This window comes from Vibrio cortegadensis (assembly GCF_024347395.1).
Taxonomy (GTDB): domain Bacteria; phylum Pseudomonadota; class Gammaproteobacteria; order Enterobacterales; family Vibrionaceae; genus Vibrio; species Vibrio cortegadensis.
Window position 1 is genome coordinate 422057 of record NZ_AP025473.1, and the last position, 17577, is coordinate 439633.

General features: G+C 38.3%; 13 protein-coding genes and 1 pseudogene. 6 read left to right on the forward strand and 8 right to left on the reverse strand.

From position 1 onward, the window contains the following. Window positions 1–258: 258 nt before the first annotated feature. The 4 genes from OCV39_RS16285 to OCV39_RS16300 all read right to left on the reverse strand — a co-directional run bounded on the left by OCV39_RS16285 (window position 259) and on the right by OCV39_RS16300 (window position 4477). Window positions 259–1848: a methyl-accepting chemotaxis protein gene (locus OCV39_RS16285; RefSeq protein ID WP_261890008.1), complete on the reverse strand. Its 1590-nt coding sequence runs from the start codon at window positions 1846–1848 to the stop codon at window positions 259–261. Between the two features lie 72 nt (window positions 1849–1920). Beyond that, the gene (locus OCV39_RS16290) at window positions 1921–2466 is read right to left on the reverse strand and encodes a hypothetical protein (protein ID WP_261890009.1); all 546 of its coding nucleotides are present in this window, start codon (window positions 2464–2466) and stop codon (window positions 1921–1923) included. Window positions 2467–2525: 59 nt separating this feature from the next. Further along, window positions 2526–3644, reverse strand: coding sequence for an outer membrane protein assembly factor (locus tag OCV39_RS16295; RefSeq protein ID WP_261890010.1), 1119 nt, complete (start codon window positions 3642–3644; stop codon window positions 2526–2528). A gap of 521 nt (window positions 3645–4165) precedes the next feature. After that, the gene (locus OCV39_RS16300; RefSeq protein ID WP_261890011.1) at window positions 4166–4477 is read right to left on the reverse strand and encodes a hypothetical protein; all 312 of its coding nucleotides are present in this window, start codon (window positions 4475–4477) and stop codon (window positions 4166–4168) included. Window positions 4478–4823: 346 nt separating this feature from the next. Here OCV39_RS16300 and OCV39_RS16305 point away from each other — a divergent pair, with 346 nt between their 5' ends. The 6 genes and pseudogenes from OCV39_RS16305 (at window position 4824) to OCV39_RS16330 (ending at window position 11667) form a co-directional block, all read left to right on the forward strand. After that, the gene (locus tag OCV39_RS16305; protein ID WP_261890012.1) at window positions 4824–5261 is read left to right on the forward strand and encodes a TetR/AcrR family transcriptional regulator; all 438 of its coding nucleotides are present in this window, start codon (window positions 4824–4826) and stop codon (window positions 5259–5261) included. A 303-nt stretch (window positions 5262–5564) separates the two neighbouring features. Beyond that, window positions 5565–5719 (forward strand): annotated as a pseudogene (locus OCV39_RS16310) (transposase); the annotation flags it as partial. Window positions 5720–6356: 637 nt separating this feature from the next. After that, the gene (locus OCV39_RS16315) at window positions 6357–8039 is read left to right on the forward strand and encodes a ribulokinase (protein ID WP_261890013.1); all 1683 of its coding nucleotides are present in this window, start codon (window positions 6357–6359) and stop codon (window positions 8037–8039) included. Continuing rightward, entirely contained in the window at window positions 8039–8740 is a 702-nt protein-coding gene (locus OCV39_RS16320) for an L-ribulose-5-phosphate 4-epimerase (RefSeq protein ID WP_261890014.1), read from the forward strand. The genes OCV39_RS16315 and OCV39_RS16320 overlap by 1 nt, the downstream gene beginning before the upstream one ends. 8 nt (window positions 8741–8748) lie before the next feature. After that, window positions 8749–10245, forward strand: coding sequence for an L-arabinose isomerase (gene araA, locus OCV39_RS16325; protein WP_261890015.1), 1497 nt, complete (start codon window positions 8749–8751; stop codon window positions 10243–10245). 1182 nt (window positions 10246–11427) lie between these two features. Next, complete coding sequence (locus OCV39_RS16330; RefSeq protein ID WP_261890016.1) at window positions 11428–11667, forward strand: hypothetical protein; 240 nt, start codon at window positions 11428–11430, stop codon at window positions 11665–11667. A 537-nt stretch (window positions 11668–12204) separates the two neighbouring features. Here the strand turns inward: OCV39_RS16330 and OCV39_RS16335 are convergent. From OCV39_RS16335 to OCV39_RS16350, 4 genes are all read right to left on the reverse strand, one after another. Beyond that, window positions 12205–12729, reverse strand: coding sequence for a YtfJ family protein (locus OCV39_RS16335; RefSeq protein WP_261890017.1), 525 nt, complete (start codon window positions 12727–12729; stop codon window positions 12205–12207). A gap of 244 nt (window positions 12730–12973) precedes the next feature. After that, entirely contained in the window at window positions 12974–15115 is a 2142-nt protein-coding gene (locus OCV39_RS16340; protein WP_261890018.1) for a glycoside hydrolase family 2 protein, read from the reverse strand. A 207-nt stretch (window positions 15116–15322) separates the two neighbouring features. Continuing rightward, window positions 15323–16297: an aldose epimerase family protein gene (locus OCV39_RS16345; protein ID WP_261890019.1), complete on the reverse strand. Its 975-nt coding sequence runs from the start codon at window positions 16295–16297 to the stop codon at window positions 15323–15325. Further along, complete coding sequence (locus tag OCV39_RS16350) at window positions 16284–17456, reverse strand: XylR family transcriptional regulator (RefSeq protein ID WP_261890020.1); 1173 nt, start codon at window positions 17454–17456, stop codon at window positions 16284–16286. Before OCV39_RS16350 ends, OCV39_RS16345 begins: the two co-directional genes overlap by 14 nt. Window positions 17457–17577: the final 121 nt, after the last annotated feature.

The following is a 17577-nucleotide window of genomic DNA, read 5'->3' on the forward strand; positions in this document are numbered from 1 at the left end:
CCTAGTGTGTCTATTGTCTCATTCTTATATTCATTTAAGGCGAAATTGTTTGAGTTGATTATTTTCGATGTGGCATATTTGAAGTGTGATCTTCTTCATAAATTAAATATAGATGTTCCGCTTGATATCGAGGTAAACATGAAAGGAGGTGTGAAGACAAATGGCTTTGAAGTTGACTTAATAATTAGTCGCAGAGCTGTGAATGAATCTAATAAGTTAGTTCTTACTAGATTCATTCATTAGCTAAATATTGGAGTGTTATCTTTTGAAAAATGAGAGACGTTCTTTTTGCTGTTCTGCTAGAGAAGATAGTTCATTTGCAGTCGATGCACTTTGGTTGATACCAATTACATTTTTGTTGACTAAATCTAATACTGATATAACACTTGAGTTTACATGTTCAGTGACTGAACTTTGTTGCTCTGCTGCTGTTGCTACTTGCGTGTTAACATCACTGATATCGGAGATAGATTGAGTAATACCATCCATCGCATTATTTGCTTGAGTCATTAAGTCTCGGTTACTTGAGAGCTTTTCTAAACTCACGTCCATGTCTCGATTGGCAACACTTGCTTTGCTTTGGACTGATTCAATGATCTTTTGAATTTCTTCGGTAGATCGCTGGGTTCTACCTGCTAATGTCCTTACTTCGTCGGCAACGACAGCAAATCCACGCCCTTGCTCACCTGCTCGAGCGGCTTCAATTGCCGCATTTAGAGCCAGTAAATTTGTTTGGCTTGATATATCTTCTATGACTTTAATTACTTGACCAATTTTGACAGACTCTTCTGCTAGAGTGTTAATTGTTTTAGCGGTGATGGAGAGTGATTCGCTCATATCTTGACTTGCAGTATGAGTTTTATTGAAAGCGTCAATTCCGGTTTTTGATAGGACCATTGCCTTTTTTGTTGTTTCGTCAGCAACAACTGCATTTCTTGCTACATCTGCAGCGGTGCTTGATAGTTCATTTATGGACGATGCAATTAAATCAATTTGAGTTTTTTCATCGGATACATTAACTTCAGACTGGTGCATTACTGTAGATAATTCAGTTGAGGCTGCAGCTACGTTAGCGCCAACAGAGATCAGAGAATCTACGGTTATTTTTAGCGTTGATGCCGATGTATTCATGTTCTTGGCAAGTTCAGTTAGTTCATTGCTTCCCTCTAAATCGACACGGACATTTAGGTCCCCATCTGCAATTTTTTTAGCCATATCTTTTAGCTCGTTGATAGGTTTAGAAATGAAACTGGCTATGAAATATGGACAGGAAATACTCAAAGCAAGCAAGGTTGCCATGATAATGCCTCCAGAAAGTTTACCTGATTCTCTTTCATTTTTGCGTTGCTTGGCCTCTGCCTGCATTTGGTCTTGATAGAAATCAAATAATGAAATAATTGACTGATTCACCTCCTCTAATGAGTCGTAATATTGGGTGAATGCTGTTTTTTTTCCTTTTCTCATAGTATCAATCGTTTCCGTGCTTATGACATTAAGCAGGGAATATACAGAATCTTTAAGCTTGATCTCTTCGGGATCTTTTACATTGTTGAGTTGTTCTGTCAGAGATAACGCTTCTGTTTTTATTTTCGAAACAATTTCGCTCGATTTTGCCGTGGAAACGACGTACTTTTGCATAATGGTTTGAATTTTAGAAACGCCTAAATTTATTTTGCCAAGTGCTACATTTTTTGAGGTGGTTACTTCACTGGCATGTTCGGCTTTTAAAACCTCCCCTGATAAATCCACAATGGAGTAGATTAAGCATGAAAAAAGAACAAAAGCAGTAAATAATACGGGGGTAATTATTTGCCATTTGATAGACATATTTTTTAGTAGTGATTTCATGTTATTTCCATATATACGAAATAAAAAACGCCCGTAAGGGCGTTTATATTATCTGCAAATAATTAGTCGCTATTAAGCTCTTGCAGGTTTTTTAGATTTTGGCGTTGGAATGTAGCCGCCTGGAACTGTTGTTGGGTCAATTGAGCCAACGGTTGCACCTATTCTAGATACAAACATCGCGAAAGATATAGCATAAGTTGTTTTCACTAAGAGCATATGTGCTTGTGGAATTGCATCACCGTAGATAACAGTTAGTGCGATGAATAACGGGATCGATACACATAGAGATAAGCCTAACCATAATTTACCGAATGCCATCATAGGGTGGCATGTCATAAATTTAAGCAGTTTCCCGTGTTCTTTGGCATTGTATTTTTTGCCTTCAAAATCATGCTTAACCAACCACTTTTGTAATTCCATACGGCCACAAATGAATAGGAAAAAGATAAGGAAACAGTTAGTTAAAATAAAATCGAGCATTACAGTGCCAGCAATGCCTTTAGATAGTGGAATTAGTGGACCACCAGCAACGATACCGATGTTATTGAAAACGATGTTTAGTGCTACTTGAAGCCAAACGAAGCGTTTAATTTCTGTTGAAAATAGAAGTTCTTTCATTTCAATTATCTCTCAATAGATAAAGGGACAATGCTGTCCCTTTGAAATATGTAATTCGATTAGAATGCTTCTGATACGTTGAAGAATACAAGCATCTCATCTTCTTCTTGATCACTGTATGTTACGTCAAGACGCATAGATAGCTTATCAGCAGGGTTCAGCATGTAACGTACACCACCACCAACTGCGTAGTGCAGGTCTTCGTCATTAGCATCGATAGCTTTAGCTAGACCAACTGTACCAACAACACCCCAAGTGTCAGTCAACCAGTGACGTAATTGGAAATCTGCACCGATTGCAGAGCGCCCTGCTATTTCCATGGTGAAGCCGTAAGCCACTTTATCTAGTGCAGTCAGTGTGTCCTGAGCTTCATCACCATTCCAGATAACCTTGTTACGAACTGCGAATATAGTATCGTCATTGATTTCAAGGTAAGTACGAATATCTGTGGTTACTGTGTAGTATTCTTCGTCGCCATTTAGAGTAAATCCGCCTAAACCTGGTACGGCGTCAGGGATTGTAGCGCCTTCTGTGTTCTCAACTTCTTGGTTGCTAAGGTTCATTTCAACAAACCAACCGTTAGTTGGTGTTTGAGTGTTGTCACGGTTATCAAACGTAAATGCCAGGCCGTACTCCATAATAGATTTGTCAGTGATCATGTTCACTGTACCAAATGGGTTAGCACTGCTATCACGTTCGAATTCAGTAGTTCGATACGAAACCATTGGGCCGAAGTATGCGTTATCGAAGATTTGGTATTGAGCTGAACCTTCCGCGATGATAGCTACATTTTCAACTTCAACAGTTGGACCAGGGTCCATACCCATGAAGTCCATTACATCTAGCTTAGCGTAGCTGTAGTTGAACGTACCAGTAAGGTACCACTCACTGTTAGAGCCCATGAAGTTGTTAGTGTCTGCGCGAACAACGTAGTTTCCGTTAGTACCGTAGATGCCGTATAGCTTAGTGAAAGATGTCTTTTCTGCATCACCGATTTCATAAGCTAGAGTTGGAATAACAGAGCCAGCAAGGTCAAAGATTGGGTCATAAAATGGGCCAATAGCTGTGTTAAAACGAACACCCTTATCTTCTTGTACTGCAACGTCTGATTCATCAGCTGCACTAACAGTACCAGAGCATAAACCAGCAATTAAGCCAGCAAGTAATAATTTTTTCATCGTTATATCCATTTAGTGATTATTTTGGTCGAGTTAATCGTGCTCCATTTCTGTGACTAATTAAATTACGATATTTAACATCTTATATCCGTTATTTGTTTAGTGTGTTGATTATCTCGTTTTGATAATAATATAAAAAAAGAATCGATACCCTACGGCTCTTAGCCAAATGGTTGTTTTTCAATAGATGAAAGGTAGTTGTCGATTATTTGGTATTGATAGATATTATTGTGATCAAAATCACTTATTTTGCCATGAATTTAGTTACGAAACATGTTTGAGATATCTTATGGTTCTATTTTTATTGATCTATAAAGACGCGAGGTAGATGAAATTATTATTTTGCGCAATAAATTATTAAGTGCGACGTCCGTTATTGTTTGGTTGCGTAAGAGCTTGGTTTTTTATTTCAGGTTGAAATTTTTGATTGGTAAATAATGGGTTTATTTAGGCAAAATGTACTATAACGCAGAGAGATAGCGCCAGTGTGTTGGTGAGATTAGCTGGGAGAGGCTTTATACTTAAATTGAATGACAGATGATAGGAATACAAGGCATATCAAGTGATCTCGCGATATGTTGATCTAGAATTTCTAAAGAGTGTTTATCCTCGTTTCTATAATCTACTGAATTTATAGTTAAATTGATGAATTTTACATTGTTAAGGTTGATGTTTTCTCCCATATCGGCCATTGCTTTAAAAGCTGCATTCCACCAACTCAAACTGTTTTTGTTGGTGAGTGAAATCACGGACTCTTTGCCACATAAAACCCGTTCCCCATCTTTAACTATGGCGCTTACCCTAGAGTTTTTAAATTGTAAATCAATAACCATTACACCACCTCATTTTCGTTTAGTATCTAACGATAGAGTTAGATCAGCAATTATGAAATTTAACAATAGATTTGGTTTGGGTGTTTTATGTGCTAGTTGTCTCGTTTCGAGCTGTCTCGCATTTAATTCTGTGAAGAACTAATAGGCGTTTCTCGTAATACTGCTATATAGCTGTAAAGACTCAGGTTGCGGTTACTTTAAATGTTCAGCTCATTCATATTTGCTTCTAATTGGTCATATGAGATTTAATTTTGAGATGTGACAATCATAAAAATAAAGGAAAGCATCAATTAATTTTAGATAAGGAACATGATGTTGTATTATCATCTCAAATAAGGAGTTAATAATGCCGAAAGTAAGCCAGACAGAAGCAAAGCGTACTAAACAGCGTATCATCAAAGCGTCATTAAAGATTGTGGTTGAAGAAGGTGTAAGTGAACTTTCTTTTGCTAACATCGCAAATAAAGCAAAAGTGAGTCGTTCTGGAATAAATGCTCACTTTAAGCGCAAAGAGCATATCTATGATTCGCTTCGACCTATCATTAGAGAGATGATTTTGAAACCCCTAGATGTGTCGTCACCTCAACAATTTTTAGAATCATGGATCAAAGTGTTAGATAGTGATCCTGATTACAGAATGATGTTAACAAAATCTGATCGTATTTTGGGAGGTGGTAAAGCTATCGCTGACCTTCTTGACATTATTGAAGGCGACGCTGAGGATGTTCGAGAGGTTGTCTATTACGGAATAGGATATGCACTTGTTAACTACCCAAGCAAGTAGCATGTCGATGATTAAAGTAACCACTCTCCAAAAATAAAGCGATTACTTTATTAGCTGTTTTGAAGAGTGGTTGGAATGAATAGTATTTAAAACTAATTAATTGGGGGTGATTAGTTTACATTCCCAAGAGCTTCTTTTTGCAGAGATATGATATCTATCCAGATAGAAAGTGAAATTATGATATTTTACCAAATGGTACTATAACATTGTTATTGTGATGCAGAGCATGCCTTTACATGCGATAGTGAGAGTGATTTCGTAAGTTACTTTACATATTAATCATTAGCGATGAGTGATGTTGTCATGTTGAAACGAATTTTCTCTATGCCACTGAGCGTGCGCAAGGGTTTATCGATTCAATATTTAGACTAGTTAGTATCCAATTGAACTGTCTGCACTACATCTGTATCCGCCGCAGAACCAAGCAAGCTGAGATTTCATTTAAAACAAAAACGAGAAAAACTTCCTAACTTACTCAGTCAATCCAGAAATCTTGCTGTGGGTTGCTGAAATCCCTAAGTCAATTCCGATAAACATATTACTGCCTTATTTTTAGTTCAACTACATCCGCATATCGATCCCATTTAATTATGGTACCTAACAATACTTACTCCGCCGCTGTTCTCTGTGCGCCTAATCTCATTTTGCTTGTTAGTTCCACGATCATGCCAATCGACACGGAATTGTTGTTGGTACTTATCATGTGATCTGTTTGGGAGCGAGGGTCCGTATTTACTTGTATAAAAAATCAAAACTCAAGCTGTCGAAGGGTAATTTAAAAGAAACTTACTGTTAATTGGTATACCAGTTGTTAGGTGTGAAAGCTAAGTAAGAAATTAAATATTAATACATTAAAATGTAGAGCTCTGTCGTTGATTATAGAGCCAACAACATCAACTAAATTTATGTTTTTACTATTATGATTTTTGGTTAATTGATACCGCTTAGTTGGATTATTTTTGATGAAATGAACTTAATCATTATGATATTTAACAATGGTTGTCTCCTATTTATCTAGTGCGCCTTCTGTCTCATTTTATATGGCTTTGATGGGTTAACTTACTCTCAACGTCAATAAACATAGAGATAGTGTCGATGAAACTTTCGGAAAAAAAATACCTAATTGGGTTAGATTTTGGCTCTGATTCAGTACGAGCGGTGATCGTAAGTGCTCAGAATGGTAAAGAAAAAGGCAGCGGTGTTGCTTATTACAAGCAATGGATGGATGGCGCATTTTCTGATCCCTCGAAATCAATGTTTCGTCAGCATCCATCCGATTACATCAATGCGATGACAAATGCTGTTAAAAGTGCAATTGCTGATTCTGAAGACGGTATTGCAAGTAAAATCATAGGCATTGGTGTAGATACAACGGGATCTACTCCTGCGCCAGTTGATAAAAATGGTGAAATTCTTGCTTTAAAACCAGAGTTTTGGGAAAACCCCAATGCGATGTTCATCTTGTGGAAAGACCACACATCTGTAGAGATGGCAGATCGCATCAATATGATCGCGCGTTCTAACGACTTTGAAGATTATACTCGCTATGTCGGAGGTATTTACTCTTCTGAATGGTACTGGTCAAAAGCGGCTTACATCGCTGAGCAAGATGCGGCAGTTAATGAAGCTGTGCATTCATGGGTCGAGTTATGTGATTGGATTCCAGCTTTGCTGACTAACACGACGAATCCAGCAGACCTTAAACGTGGCATTTGTGCCGCAGGCCATAAAGCATTGTGGCATGATTCATGGGGTGGTTTACCATCTCAAGAGTTCTTAAGCGCTATTTCTCCTACTCTCGACGGTATGCGTGAGAAATACTCAAAAACAGTTTACGCCTCTGATACAAGTGTTGGCGGTTTAACAACAGAGTGGGCTGAAAAACTGGGTCTGAACCCAGATATCGCAGTTGCTGTTGGTGAATTTGATTGCCATGCAGGAGCGGTAGGGGCTGGAGCGGGTGCAAATGATCTAGTTAAAGTTATCGGTACTTCAACGTGTGACATTTTGATGGTTGACGGTGAAGAGTTAGGTAACCAAACGATTAATGGTATTTGTGGTCAGGTAAATGGCAGTTCTATGCCTGGTCTTGTTGCGTTAGAAGCGGGGCAGTCTGCGTTTGGTGATATCTACGCATGGTATAAGCGTCTGCTTTCTTGGCCTCTACAGCAGTGGGCAGAACAAAATCCTGAAGACAAACAGATTACTCGTGATATTGAAGAAAATATCTTCCCAATGCTCTCTTCTGCAGTAAGTTACCGTGATAACGAGAAAGGTTCTATTGCCATTGATTGGCATAACGGCCGTCGTACTCCGAATGCTAACCAGCGTTTAACCGGTGCTATTGCTAACTTAAACCTTGGTTCTGATGCTCCAGAAGTCTTCCATGCATTAGTTGAATCTACCGCGTTTGGTGCTAAATCAATCTGTGACTGCTTCATTGCACAAGGTATCGATATTAAGCGTGTTATTGCGATTGGTGGAATCTCTAAGAAATCACCACTTGTTATGCAAACCTGTTCTGATGCGCTTAACTTAAAAATCTCGGTTGTTGAATCTGAGCAATCTTGTGCAATTGGTGCTGCTATTTTAGCTGCAGTTGCTGCTGGTCAATTCAGAACAGCGGAAGAAGCGCAAGCCGTAATGTCTAGCCCTGTATGTCAAGTTTATAGCCCACGAGAGAAAGAGTCGGCTATCTATCAGAAGCGATTTGAAGCTTATCAAAACCTTGGTAAAGCCATTGAAACTATCGTAATGACTGAGCAAGGCATTAAGTAATGAGTATTGCGTTAGATTTACTTCGAAAAGAAGTTTATGAAGCGAACATGATGCTTCAAGAGCATAACTTAATCACGTTTACTTGGGGCAATGTCTCTGGTGTCGATAGAGAGAATGAGCTTGTTGTAATTAAGCCAAGTGGCGTTCCATATGAAGAGCTTAGCCCTGAAAATATGGTTGTCGTTAATTTTGATGGCGAAGTCATTGGAGGTGGGTTAAACCCATCTTCCGATACAGCGACTCATATTGCTCTATACCGTGAATTCAAAGAGATTGCAGGTGTGGTACATACGCACTCACCTAAAGCAACGGCATGGGCTCAATCTGGGCGAAATATTCCAGCTTTGGGGACAACGCACGCCGATTATTTTTACGGTGACATCATGTGTACACGCGGTTTAAACCGTGACGAAATCGCACAGGATTACGAACTGAATACAGGCAAAGTCATTATCGAGACTATCGGTAAAAATGATCCGATGGAAGTCCCTGGCATTATCGTTCGTGAACATGCGCCTTTCACTTGGGGGACTTCTCCTAAAAATGCAGTCCATAATGCGGTTGTTTTGGAAGAAGTGGCAAAAATGGCATTAGATACTGCCATGTTAAACCCTTCAATTGAACAAATCCCTCAAAATTTATTAGACAAACATTATCTACGTAAACATGGCAAAGATGCCTATTACGGCCAGAACAAATAGGAATAAGCATGAAGATTTTTGAAAAAAAAGTATGGTTTGTAACCGGTTCTCAGCATCTTTACGGCCCTAAAGTACTTGAAGAAGTTGCAACACATTCAGAGCTAATGGTTAGCGGTTTTAACGCAATAGAATCTATCTCAACAGAATTTATTAATAAAGGCACAGCTAAGACAGCAGAAGAAATACTTGCGGTATGTCAAGCAGCAAACAACGATCCTGAATGTGCAGGTTTAGTGCTTTGGATGCATACATTTAGCCCTGCAAAAATGTGGATTGCAGGCCTTAGTCAATTAAATAAACCTTTTGCTCACCTACATACTCAGTTTAACGCTGGGCTTCCGTGGGATGAAATTAACATGAACTTCATGAACACGAACCAAAGTGCTCATGGTTGTCGTGAGTTTGGTTTCATCGGTGCGGCAATGGAACTTGAACGCAAAGTGATTGTTGGCCACTGGAAAGATGCTGAAGTTCATCAAGAGCTGGATACTTGGTGTCGTGCGGCTCAAGGTTTAGCGGAATCTCGCTCTTTGAAAGTGGCACGTTTTGGCGACAACATGCGTAATGTTGCCGTGACTGACGGTAATAAAGTTTCTGCACAAATCAAGTTCGGTTTTGAAGTCCATGCTTATGGTTTGGGTGAATTAGCGGCAACGGTTGATAGTGTTTCAGATGAAGCGGTTGATGCACTAGTTGAAATTTATCACCGAGACTACGATGTAGTTTACGGAGAGAATGCGAATAAAGAAGAGACAAACAATCTATTACGTACAGAAGCTCGTCTAGAATTAGGAATGAAAACATTCCTAGAAAGCAAAGAGTGCATGGCGTTTGCAAACTGTTTTGAAGACTTAACTGGTTTGACAAACTTACCAGGCCTAGCGACCCAACGCTTAATGGAACAAGGTTACGGTTACGGTGGTGAAGGTGACTGGAAAACGGCAGCAATGACACGCGTACTTAAAGTGATGTCTAAAGGTTTAGCTGGCGGCACGTCTTTCATGGAAGATTACACGTATAACTTCGGAGAAAATGTAGATCAAGTTCTAGGTGCTCACATGCTAGAAGTATGTCCTTCAATTTCTCAGCATAAACCGAAAATTGAGATTCACCTTCATACTATCGGTTGCACAGCTTTAGTTCCTCGTATGATCTTTACGGGTAAAGAAGGCCATGGACTTAACCTATCTCTTGTTGATTTAGGTCCACGTTTCCGCATGATAGTTAACTCTGTTGAATCGGTTCAGCCTGAGCATAAAATGCCGAACTTGCCTGTTGCAAGCACGCTTTGGGAGCCTCTTCCAAACTTAAAAGTAGCCGCGGCTTCTTGGATTTATGCCGGTGGTGCTCATCATACGGTTTACTCTCAAGCGGTTACAGAAGAGATGCTTTACGATTTCGCTGAGATGGTTGATGTTGAATACGTTCAGATCGATAACGATACAAACGTACCTGCTTTCAAGAATGAGCTTCGCCACAACAATATGTTCTACAAATTTAAATAGTAGAAACTGTTTGAATTTATCTTCCCTCTATTGAGGAAAAGCCAGTCAGCTAAGCTGACTGGCTTTTTTGTATGAGTTATTTGTTAATTTTAAATTGATCCGTGCCGTAATTTTGGGTTCTGGGCCAAGTGAGTACAATCAATAACGAGGTGAACAATAATAACTAAGAAAGCACGAATCAAACATACTTCTGAGTTAAAGGCAGAAGCACTTAAGCTAGCCGAGACGGTGGGTGTCGTTGTTGCTGCAAGAAACGATAATAGAAGGCAGATGTTATGGGTTCGTGATGTTGTCTACTGCTTAGCAGGCTGCGCGCTCATAAACTATCTTGGCAATAAAAATAGACTAATCTAAGAATGTGACGAGAAAGAAAAAGACCCACTCTTCAAAAAAACAAAGCTGTTACCATTGCCCCCTAAAGGAAGAGTGGTTGATACTATTTATAAGTTAATAGGACAGACAAAAATTTCAAGTATCTAAAACTCGATTTGCATACTTATAATAACGATTTTAAATGCTATTTAAATTACGATATTTATCAAGTAAAGGCTATGAAATCGTTACTGTGAGCAGCTCCAGGTTTGTAGAGCTTTTAACAAAAAAGAGCATCTAACCAGAGCTAAAGAGACAATATATTTAGAGGATTAATTAGCTAGCTGAAGCGTTCGCTTCCATGCTTTTAGCGTCTTCATATGCGCCTTATAAACATTCATGATAGTGCGGGATGCCCCCTTTCACACCTGCTACAGCAGCGCTTGATTTTTCCATATCAAGCTCTTTACCGCCTCAGATCTAGAAGCATTTAGGCGCCATGAGTGTTGAAGCAAAAGGGACTAATAACTCATAATGTGATCACATAGACACTCTTTACACTACCTTCGACATAGTGGCATCAAAAATCAGACATCGAGCACTTTTGAGAAATAGTGGTATGTGAATGTTAAATATCGTAAATGAAATACTGCCATTTAAGGTTGATAATGTACTTGTCTTATCAGAGGTTATGTAGATATACACATGATAGGTTTATTTAATTTATTGATATTTAAATGATTTTTATTTCCCATTAAATGAATTTATTTATCATGAATTTTTATGATTTTGAATCTACAGCTCAGACTTATTTAACAATAGCGGGTATATTATCTTAATAGATCCTATCACTACTAAAGAGGAATTATCATGCCAATAATCGCAGGGAAAGTTATCGCAGGTACACTTGCCGCAGCTACAGCGTTTGGTTCTGGAGTTGGTGGCTATGTCATGAGTGATGACTTGTCTCAAACTGCTCAAATTGCAGCAGAGTATATTGAAATAAGAATGGATCGACATACTCAAGAAATAGGGCGCGAGGCTTTGAGTAAGGCACTAGGAACTCAATATTCAAATCAAGGGGGGAACCCTGTTGAAACAACTCCTTAAGATGACTTATGTTAGAGTTTTTTATTTAGTCACTATTTGAAACGGTTTTAATTTGTTATTAAGACCGTTTTTTTATTTTTAATGAAAAGAAAATACCACAGCGACATCGTCTGTCGTCATAAGTTATTGCATTACTCCCCATCAACCATCCATCCTTGCTTTCTTTGAATATGAATACGTAGATAAAATATAATTATATATTTATAAAAATCGATAACTATAATTTTCCAATGGCTTGTTTATTGTTATTGGTTATATTTCAATTCTTGGATTTATGACATGTTGATTAACAAAAACATTCATAATATGTCACTAATGACTAATTTGGTGAATTAAACCCATCCATCAGCTGAATTATTGAATCTATAGCCGGGCTGAAAATTGGCATTATACCTTTGGATTTATAGTGAGAGGGTTGCAGTTATGTATTGTCAATAAAAAATCCGAGCATATCAAATATACTCGGATTTCTAGTATGAAATATATGCTTACTCATAATTTTAGGCGAGTAAGCCGTATGTTTTTGTGTGTATTTTATTACTTGATGAAGCTGAGAGCTTTACTCGCTTGTTCTGGAGATAGCTCTCCCTCATTGATAAAAGCGACTTTACCATCTTGAATAGCAATAACAATACTACTTGCTTCTTCAAGCTCCCACTCTTCTGCTACAACGCCGTCTTCATCAACAACTGTTTGAGATTTAGGAGCGGCAATCTTACCTTCTTCTACAACATTGCTGATGAACATACCTGCACCAAATGGGGCGTCATCAGAGTTTAGAATAACCACGCCTTGTTCTCCAGAAGCTTTTACTTTGTCTGCAAAGCCTTCTGGCAGCATTTCAGCTGCAACAGGACGGGCTGCTTGGGCGATAATAACGCCGTTTTTAAACTCATCTGTAGACCATTCCTTGTATTCAACCGCACCATTCATAAGTGTTGCAATACCACTGGAATCAACGGTTACTGAAGGTAGCGCTTGACCTTCTTCAAGGATGTGTGCATTGCTTAAACCAGATGTCATTGCTGCCATTGCAGCTATTACTAAAAATTTTTTATTCACGTTATGTTCCATATTATATGATTAATTCGCCTTACTAATATGAATCATTTTAAGGATGAAAAACTAGACATAAATCATCTTTGATAAATAAATGATATGTCATGTTAAATATCGTAAAAATCATTCGTATATTTACTGCCAGTGGTCTCAGAATGATAAATAATGAAAATTTTAATTTGTTTTTATTAATATAGAAATGGCCTTAATGGAATAAGGCCAATTGTTAACTACTAATATGAGCTATTTATTGACCTAAACGTTTCTCAAAGGCTCGATTTAGTTCATCATGTGTTTCTTTCATTACATGAGGTATTACTTTTACAACTTTACGGTTGTAAGTAATAAGGCCATTAATTTCACTTTCAACATCTGTGATTTGTGTGTAGACCGTTGCGGCTAAGCCTTTATTTATTAGTGGCTTTACCTCGTTCATCATTAGGGTTTTATATTGTTCTCGGAAGTCTTCAATTGAAGATGTCTCTCCATAGCTGAAGATTTTCCCATCGATCCAGGCTTCTTCCTGTACTTTCCACGTTTTACCGCCGTATTCACCAATAACATTAGCGCGGTAGTTTGATGGATCTTTTGGTAGCCACAGATCTTGCATGTAAATATGGCAATCGAAAATATCACCTACACCTTGGTCTTGTTCACCTGAAACGTTGTTAATCAGGCGAGTTGCATCTTTATTTTTTACGAAATCGGTAGCTGCGATAGCATCAAATTGCCCCCAATTTTCGTTAAATGGAATCCAACAGACGACAGATGGGAATGCTGAAAGATTATCCATCATTTCTTCAAGCTCTTTATAGTATTGAGCTTTAGAGTTCTCTGTACGCTTCCAGCCCTTGTAGTCGTTGTCACGAACTGCAACGTGTTTAACGCCAAACGGTGCTAGGTGCTGAATGTAATCTAACCACATTGAATATGAACCAGATGTAAAACTACCTGCACTTGGCATGTCTTGCCAAACCATTAACCCCAAACGGTCTGCATGGTAGTACCATCGTGCACATTCAACTTTTATGTGTTTACGAGAAATATTAAAGCCCATAGATTTTATTTGCTCAATGTCGAAGGATAGAGCTTTATCTGATGAGTGTGTGTATAAGCCATCAGGCCAGAAGCCTTGGTCTAATGGACCATGATGGAAAACAGGTTCGCCATTGAGAGTCAGTACGACATCACCATTAATGCGCTGTTTGCCAACTTCACGAAGAGCGAAATAGCTGTTTACGCTGTCAATAACTTTATCATCTTCGAGCAGTTCTACTTTAATCGAATATAAGAAAGGGTTCTCTGGGGTCCAAAGTTGTTTATTTTCTACCGTAACTGTTATCGGAGTGTTCACGTCACCTGTAAATATACGACCATCGTTTATAGATGTGATACGCGTTTTGATACCAGGTAACTTAACGTTCGTTTTTGCTTGAATGACAGCATAGCCTCCTTCAACATTAGCGTTAGCAATGACGCTATTTATTCGACAAGCTGAGGCCGGTTCTAGCCACACTGTTTGCCAAATACCAGAGCTTGCAGTATACGATATGTCATTTGGACAAAGAGTTTGTTTACCTTTTTGACGAGCTTCATCTTCTCTTTCATTTGAATCTGTTGGGTCGTAGACAATGACCACAATCTCATTTTCACTGGTGTAACTTATTGCATCAGTAATATCAGCAGAGAATGGGGTGTAACCACCAGTGTGCTCTACTTGGAATTGACCATTGACCAATACTTTTGCTTGCCAGTCGACCGCACCAAAATTAAGGATGATACGCTCACCGTTCCAGTCTTTAGGTATGGTAAACGTACGTCGGTACCAGATTCTCTCACCACCATAGATTGGGCGTCCTACACCTGAAAGGTATGATTCCACAGGATATGGAACAAGAATTTGTCCTGGAAATAGATCATTGATGCTTTTTTCTTTCGGGAGAACATTGAATTGCCATAACCCATTTAGATTCATCCATCGCTCACGAGCGAGCTGTGGGCGAGGGTATTCGGGTAACACATTATCGGGCGTGACTTCGTCTGTCCAAGGTGTCTTATGATTCTCAGGAATCGTGACTTTCCAGCCATTAATTGATTGCTCAGAAAGCCATTTATTCCAGTCGTCTGATTGTTTTTCTGGATGTTTAACTTCAGGTAATTCACCACGCTGCACAAATTTATTGAACATTTTTGATAATAATACGGGGTGATACTTCGCTAACAAACCAATGGTGGTTAACAATATAGCGACAAAAGTTGGTATAGCTGAAAAAACAAATACAGCTAGAGACAAATAACCTTCTAAGTTATTGCCTAAAATGATGAGAAGAATAGAAATTATGTAAGCTGCAGCTATTAACATTCTTATTTTTTGTTTGACTTTATCCATGATTATATCCATAAAAATTAAGATGATATAATAATCATCCTAATTTAATTTTTGCTCAATTATGATTTTTCACTATTGCTATAGGCAATATGTTTTTTGTGGATTATGTATCTATGAAATGAGCCGTATCATGGGTGAGAATAATGAACACACATTTGGCATTAGTTAAAAATAAAAAGCCAGCATAGAATGCTGGCTTTTTAGTGGTTAATGATTAGAGACTTTATAAATAGTAATTGAAGTAAATGGCTTATTTTTGTTGAAAACACATTCCTCTGCATTATCCCTATTAGCTTGGTTTGGGAAATACTGTGTTTCTAGGCATAAACCAGCGTGGCGTCTATACACATCTCCATCACGACCTTGCTCATTATTTAAGAAGTTACCAGTATAAAATTGAACTCCAGGTAAATCTGTTTTTGCCTGGAGGCGAATCCCAGATGCAGGGCTATATACATCCATACTGTAATCTTTATGGTTTAAGATCCAGCAATGGTCAAACCCGCCTGCGATTTGAATTTGCGAATGTGGTTTGTTGAGGTTTGCCCCAATGCTAGTAGCTTTACTGAAATCAAAAGGTGTATTTTCAACAGGGGCAATATCCTCGGGGATCAGATTTTCGTTAACGGGTAAGAAAGTATCAGCATCGAGATGTAATATGTGATCGAGTATGTCGCCTTTACCATTAAGATTGAAGTACACATGTTGAGTAATATTCAGTGGACATCTTGATTTTGGAACTGCGGAATAACGAATTTCTAATTCATTTTGGTCGTTAAGAATATAAGTAACCTGGATGTTAATTTCGCACGGATAGCCACCCTCGCCTTTGTTCACTGTCACGCTAAGCTGGATGCGGTTATTGGTATGCTCGATAACTTCCCAATATCGGTTATTTATTTCAGCTTTGCCACCATGTAGGTGATTCGTGCCATCATTTTGAGTAAGCTGATGTGTTGTACCATCAAGAGTAAAGCTCCCCATATCTATTCGGTTAGCTATAGGGCCGACGACTGCTCCAAAATAAGTTCCATTTGATAGATATTGTGTTTCGTTATCGTATCCAAGTGCAATGTTAACTCCGTGTCCATTTTTATCTGGAACTTGGAAATTTATAATAGAGGCACCAATTGGTGAAATGTCGACTTGAATACTATTATTTTCCAATCTATAAAGTTTCATTTGTTTTGGTCTCTCTATATTCTTTTGGGGTTGTTTGTAGCGTTTTTGAAAAAACAGAATACATATACTGCAGCGATGGGTAACCACACATACTATATATTTCATTAATTGGTAGTTCGGTATTTTCAAGAATCGAACAAGCTAATTTTAGTCTTGTTTGATGTATTTCATGATGGATGGTATAGCCTAACTCTTCTTTAAATTTTGACTCTAAACTAGTTCGAGAGACACGAAGTGCATCTAAGACATGATATACCTTGATACCGTTTTTAATATTGGTCCGAATGAAGTGCATAGCTTTGATAACGTTTGGATCTTTTACCGCTCGGTAATCCGTACTTTCACGCGCATGGAGCCGCTTGGATGGAACTATGACTCGTTTTTGTTTGAGAGGCTTTCCTTCAAGAATAGTATGTAGCATTCTTGCTGCTTCTATTCCCATCTCTTTGCAATCATGGCCAACAGAACTGAGTGATACTCGAGTAAGGTATTGAGCGACACGTTCATTATCCACACCAATAATTGATAAATGATCAGGAACGACGATGTCGGCATTGTCACATGCTTGTAATAAATGACGAGCTCTAGAATCGGTTACTGCAATAATCCCAGTACCTTGAGGTAATGATTTTAACCAATGAGACAAACGGTGCATACCATACTCCCAAGTATTGCAGGAGGTTTTCTCACCTCTGTATACCCAATGTTTATGACTACCTTCATTCATTATTTTTTTAAAAATTGACTCTCTTTCCATAGCCCAACGCTTTTCTTCTACATTGGGTAGGCCATAGAACGCAAATTCAGTGATTCCCTTATCTCTGAGATGCTCGAATGCACTTCTTACAACTGTGTTGTTATCTGTAGCGACATACGGAATGTCTGGGTATTGTGTTTCATCTTGGTACGAACTTCCAATCCCAACTACAGGGATCTTTTTTATCGATACAATTTCAGATAACTGTATATCATCAAAATCAGCAATAATGCCGTCACCATTCCAGTTCATAACAACATCTTTTGATACAACAAATTCATCTTCCATATAGACATCCCACTTGACATTGGATGAGTGAATGTACTCACCAATACCACTGATAACGTCACGGTCGTAAACTTTATTTGCATTGAATAAAAGTGCTATTTTGTAGGTTTTCATGGTTGTTAGCTTAATTTTAGGGAGGCTATCCTTTATTTTATTGATCTAATCTATCCATTTCTGAGATGTCTGACCAATATCGAATTAAATCACTATTTAGTTCAATATATTTTATAAATAC

Excerpts from the sequence above, each read along its gene's own strand:
- OCV39_RS16315 (WP_261890013.1), top strand. The coding sequence starts at position 6,357 with ATGAAACTTTCGGAAAAAAAATACCTAATTGGGTTAGATTTTGGCTCT.
- OCV39_RS16300 (WP_261890011.1), bottom strand. The coding sequence starts at position 4,477 with ATGGTTATTGATTTACAATTTAAAAACTCTAGGGTAAGCGCCATAGTT.
- araA (WP_261890015.1), top strand. The coding sequence starts at position 8,749 with ATGAAGATTTTTGAAAAAAAAGTATGGTTTGTAACCGGTTCTCAGCAT.
- OCV39_RS16290 (WP_261890009.1), bottom strand. The coding sequence starts at position 2,466 with ATGAAAGAACTTCTATTTTCAACAGAAATTAAACGCTTCGTTTGGCTT.
- OCV39_RS16285 (WP_261890008.1), bottom strand. The coding sequence starts at position 1,848 with ATGAAATCACTACTAAAAAATATGTCTATCAAATGGCAAATAATTACC.
- OCV39_RS16305 (WP_261890012.1), top strand. The coding sequence starts at position 4,824 with ATGCCGAAAGTAAGCCAGACAGAAGCAAAGCGTACTAAACAGCGTATC.
- OCV39_RS16350 (WP_261890020.1), bottom strand. The coding sequence starts at position 17,456 with ATGAAAACCTACAAAATAGCACTTTTATTCAATGCAAATAAAGTTTAC.
- OCV39_RS16345 (WP_261890019.1), bottom strand. The coding sequence starts at position 16,297 with ATGAAACTTTATAGATTGGAAAATAATAGTATTCAAGTCGACATTTCA.
- OCV39_RS16340 (WP_261890018.1), bottom strand. The coding sequence starts at position 15,115 with ATGGATAAAGTCAAACAAAAAATAAGAATGTTAATAGCTGCAGCTTAC.
- OCV39_RS16295 (WP_261890010.1), bottom strand. The coding sequence starts at position 3,644 with ATGAAAAAATTATTACTTGCTGGCTTAATTGCTGGTTTATGCTCTGGT.
- OCV39_RS16320 (WP_261890014.1), top strand. The coding sequence starts at position 8,039 with ATGAGTATTGCGTTAGATTTACTTCGAAAAGAAGTTTATGAAGCGAAC.
- OCV39_RS16330 (WP_261890016.1), top strand. The coding sequence starts at position 11,428 with ATGCCAATAATCGCAGGGAAAGTTATCGCAGGTACACTTGCCGCAGCT.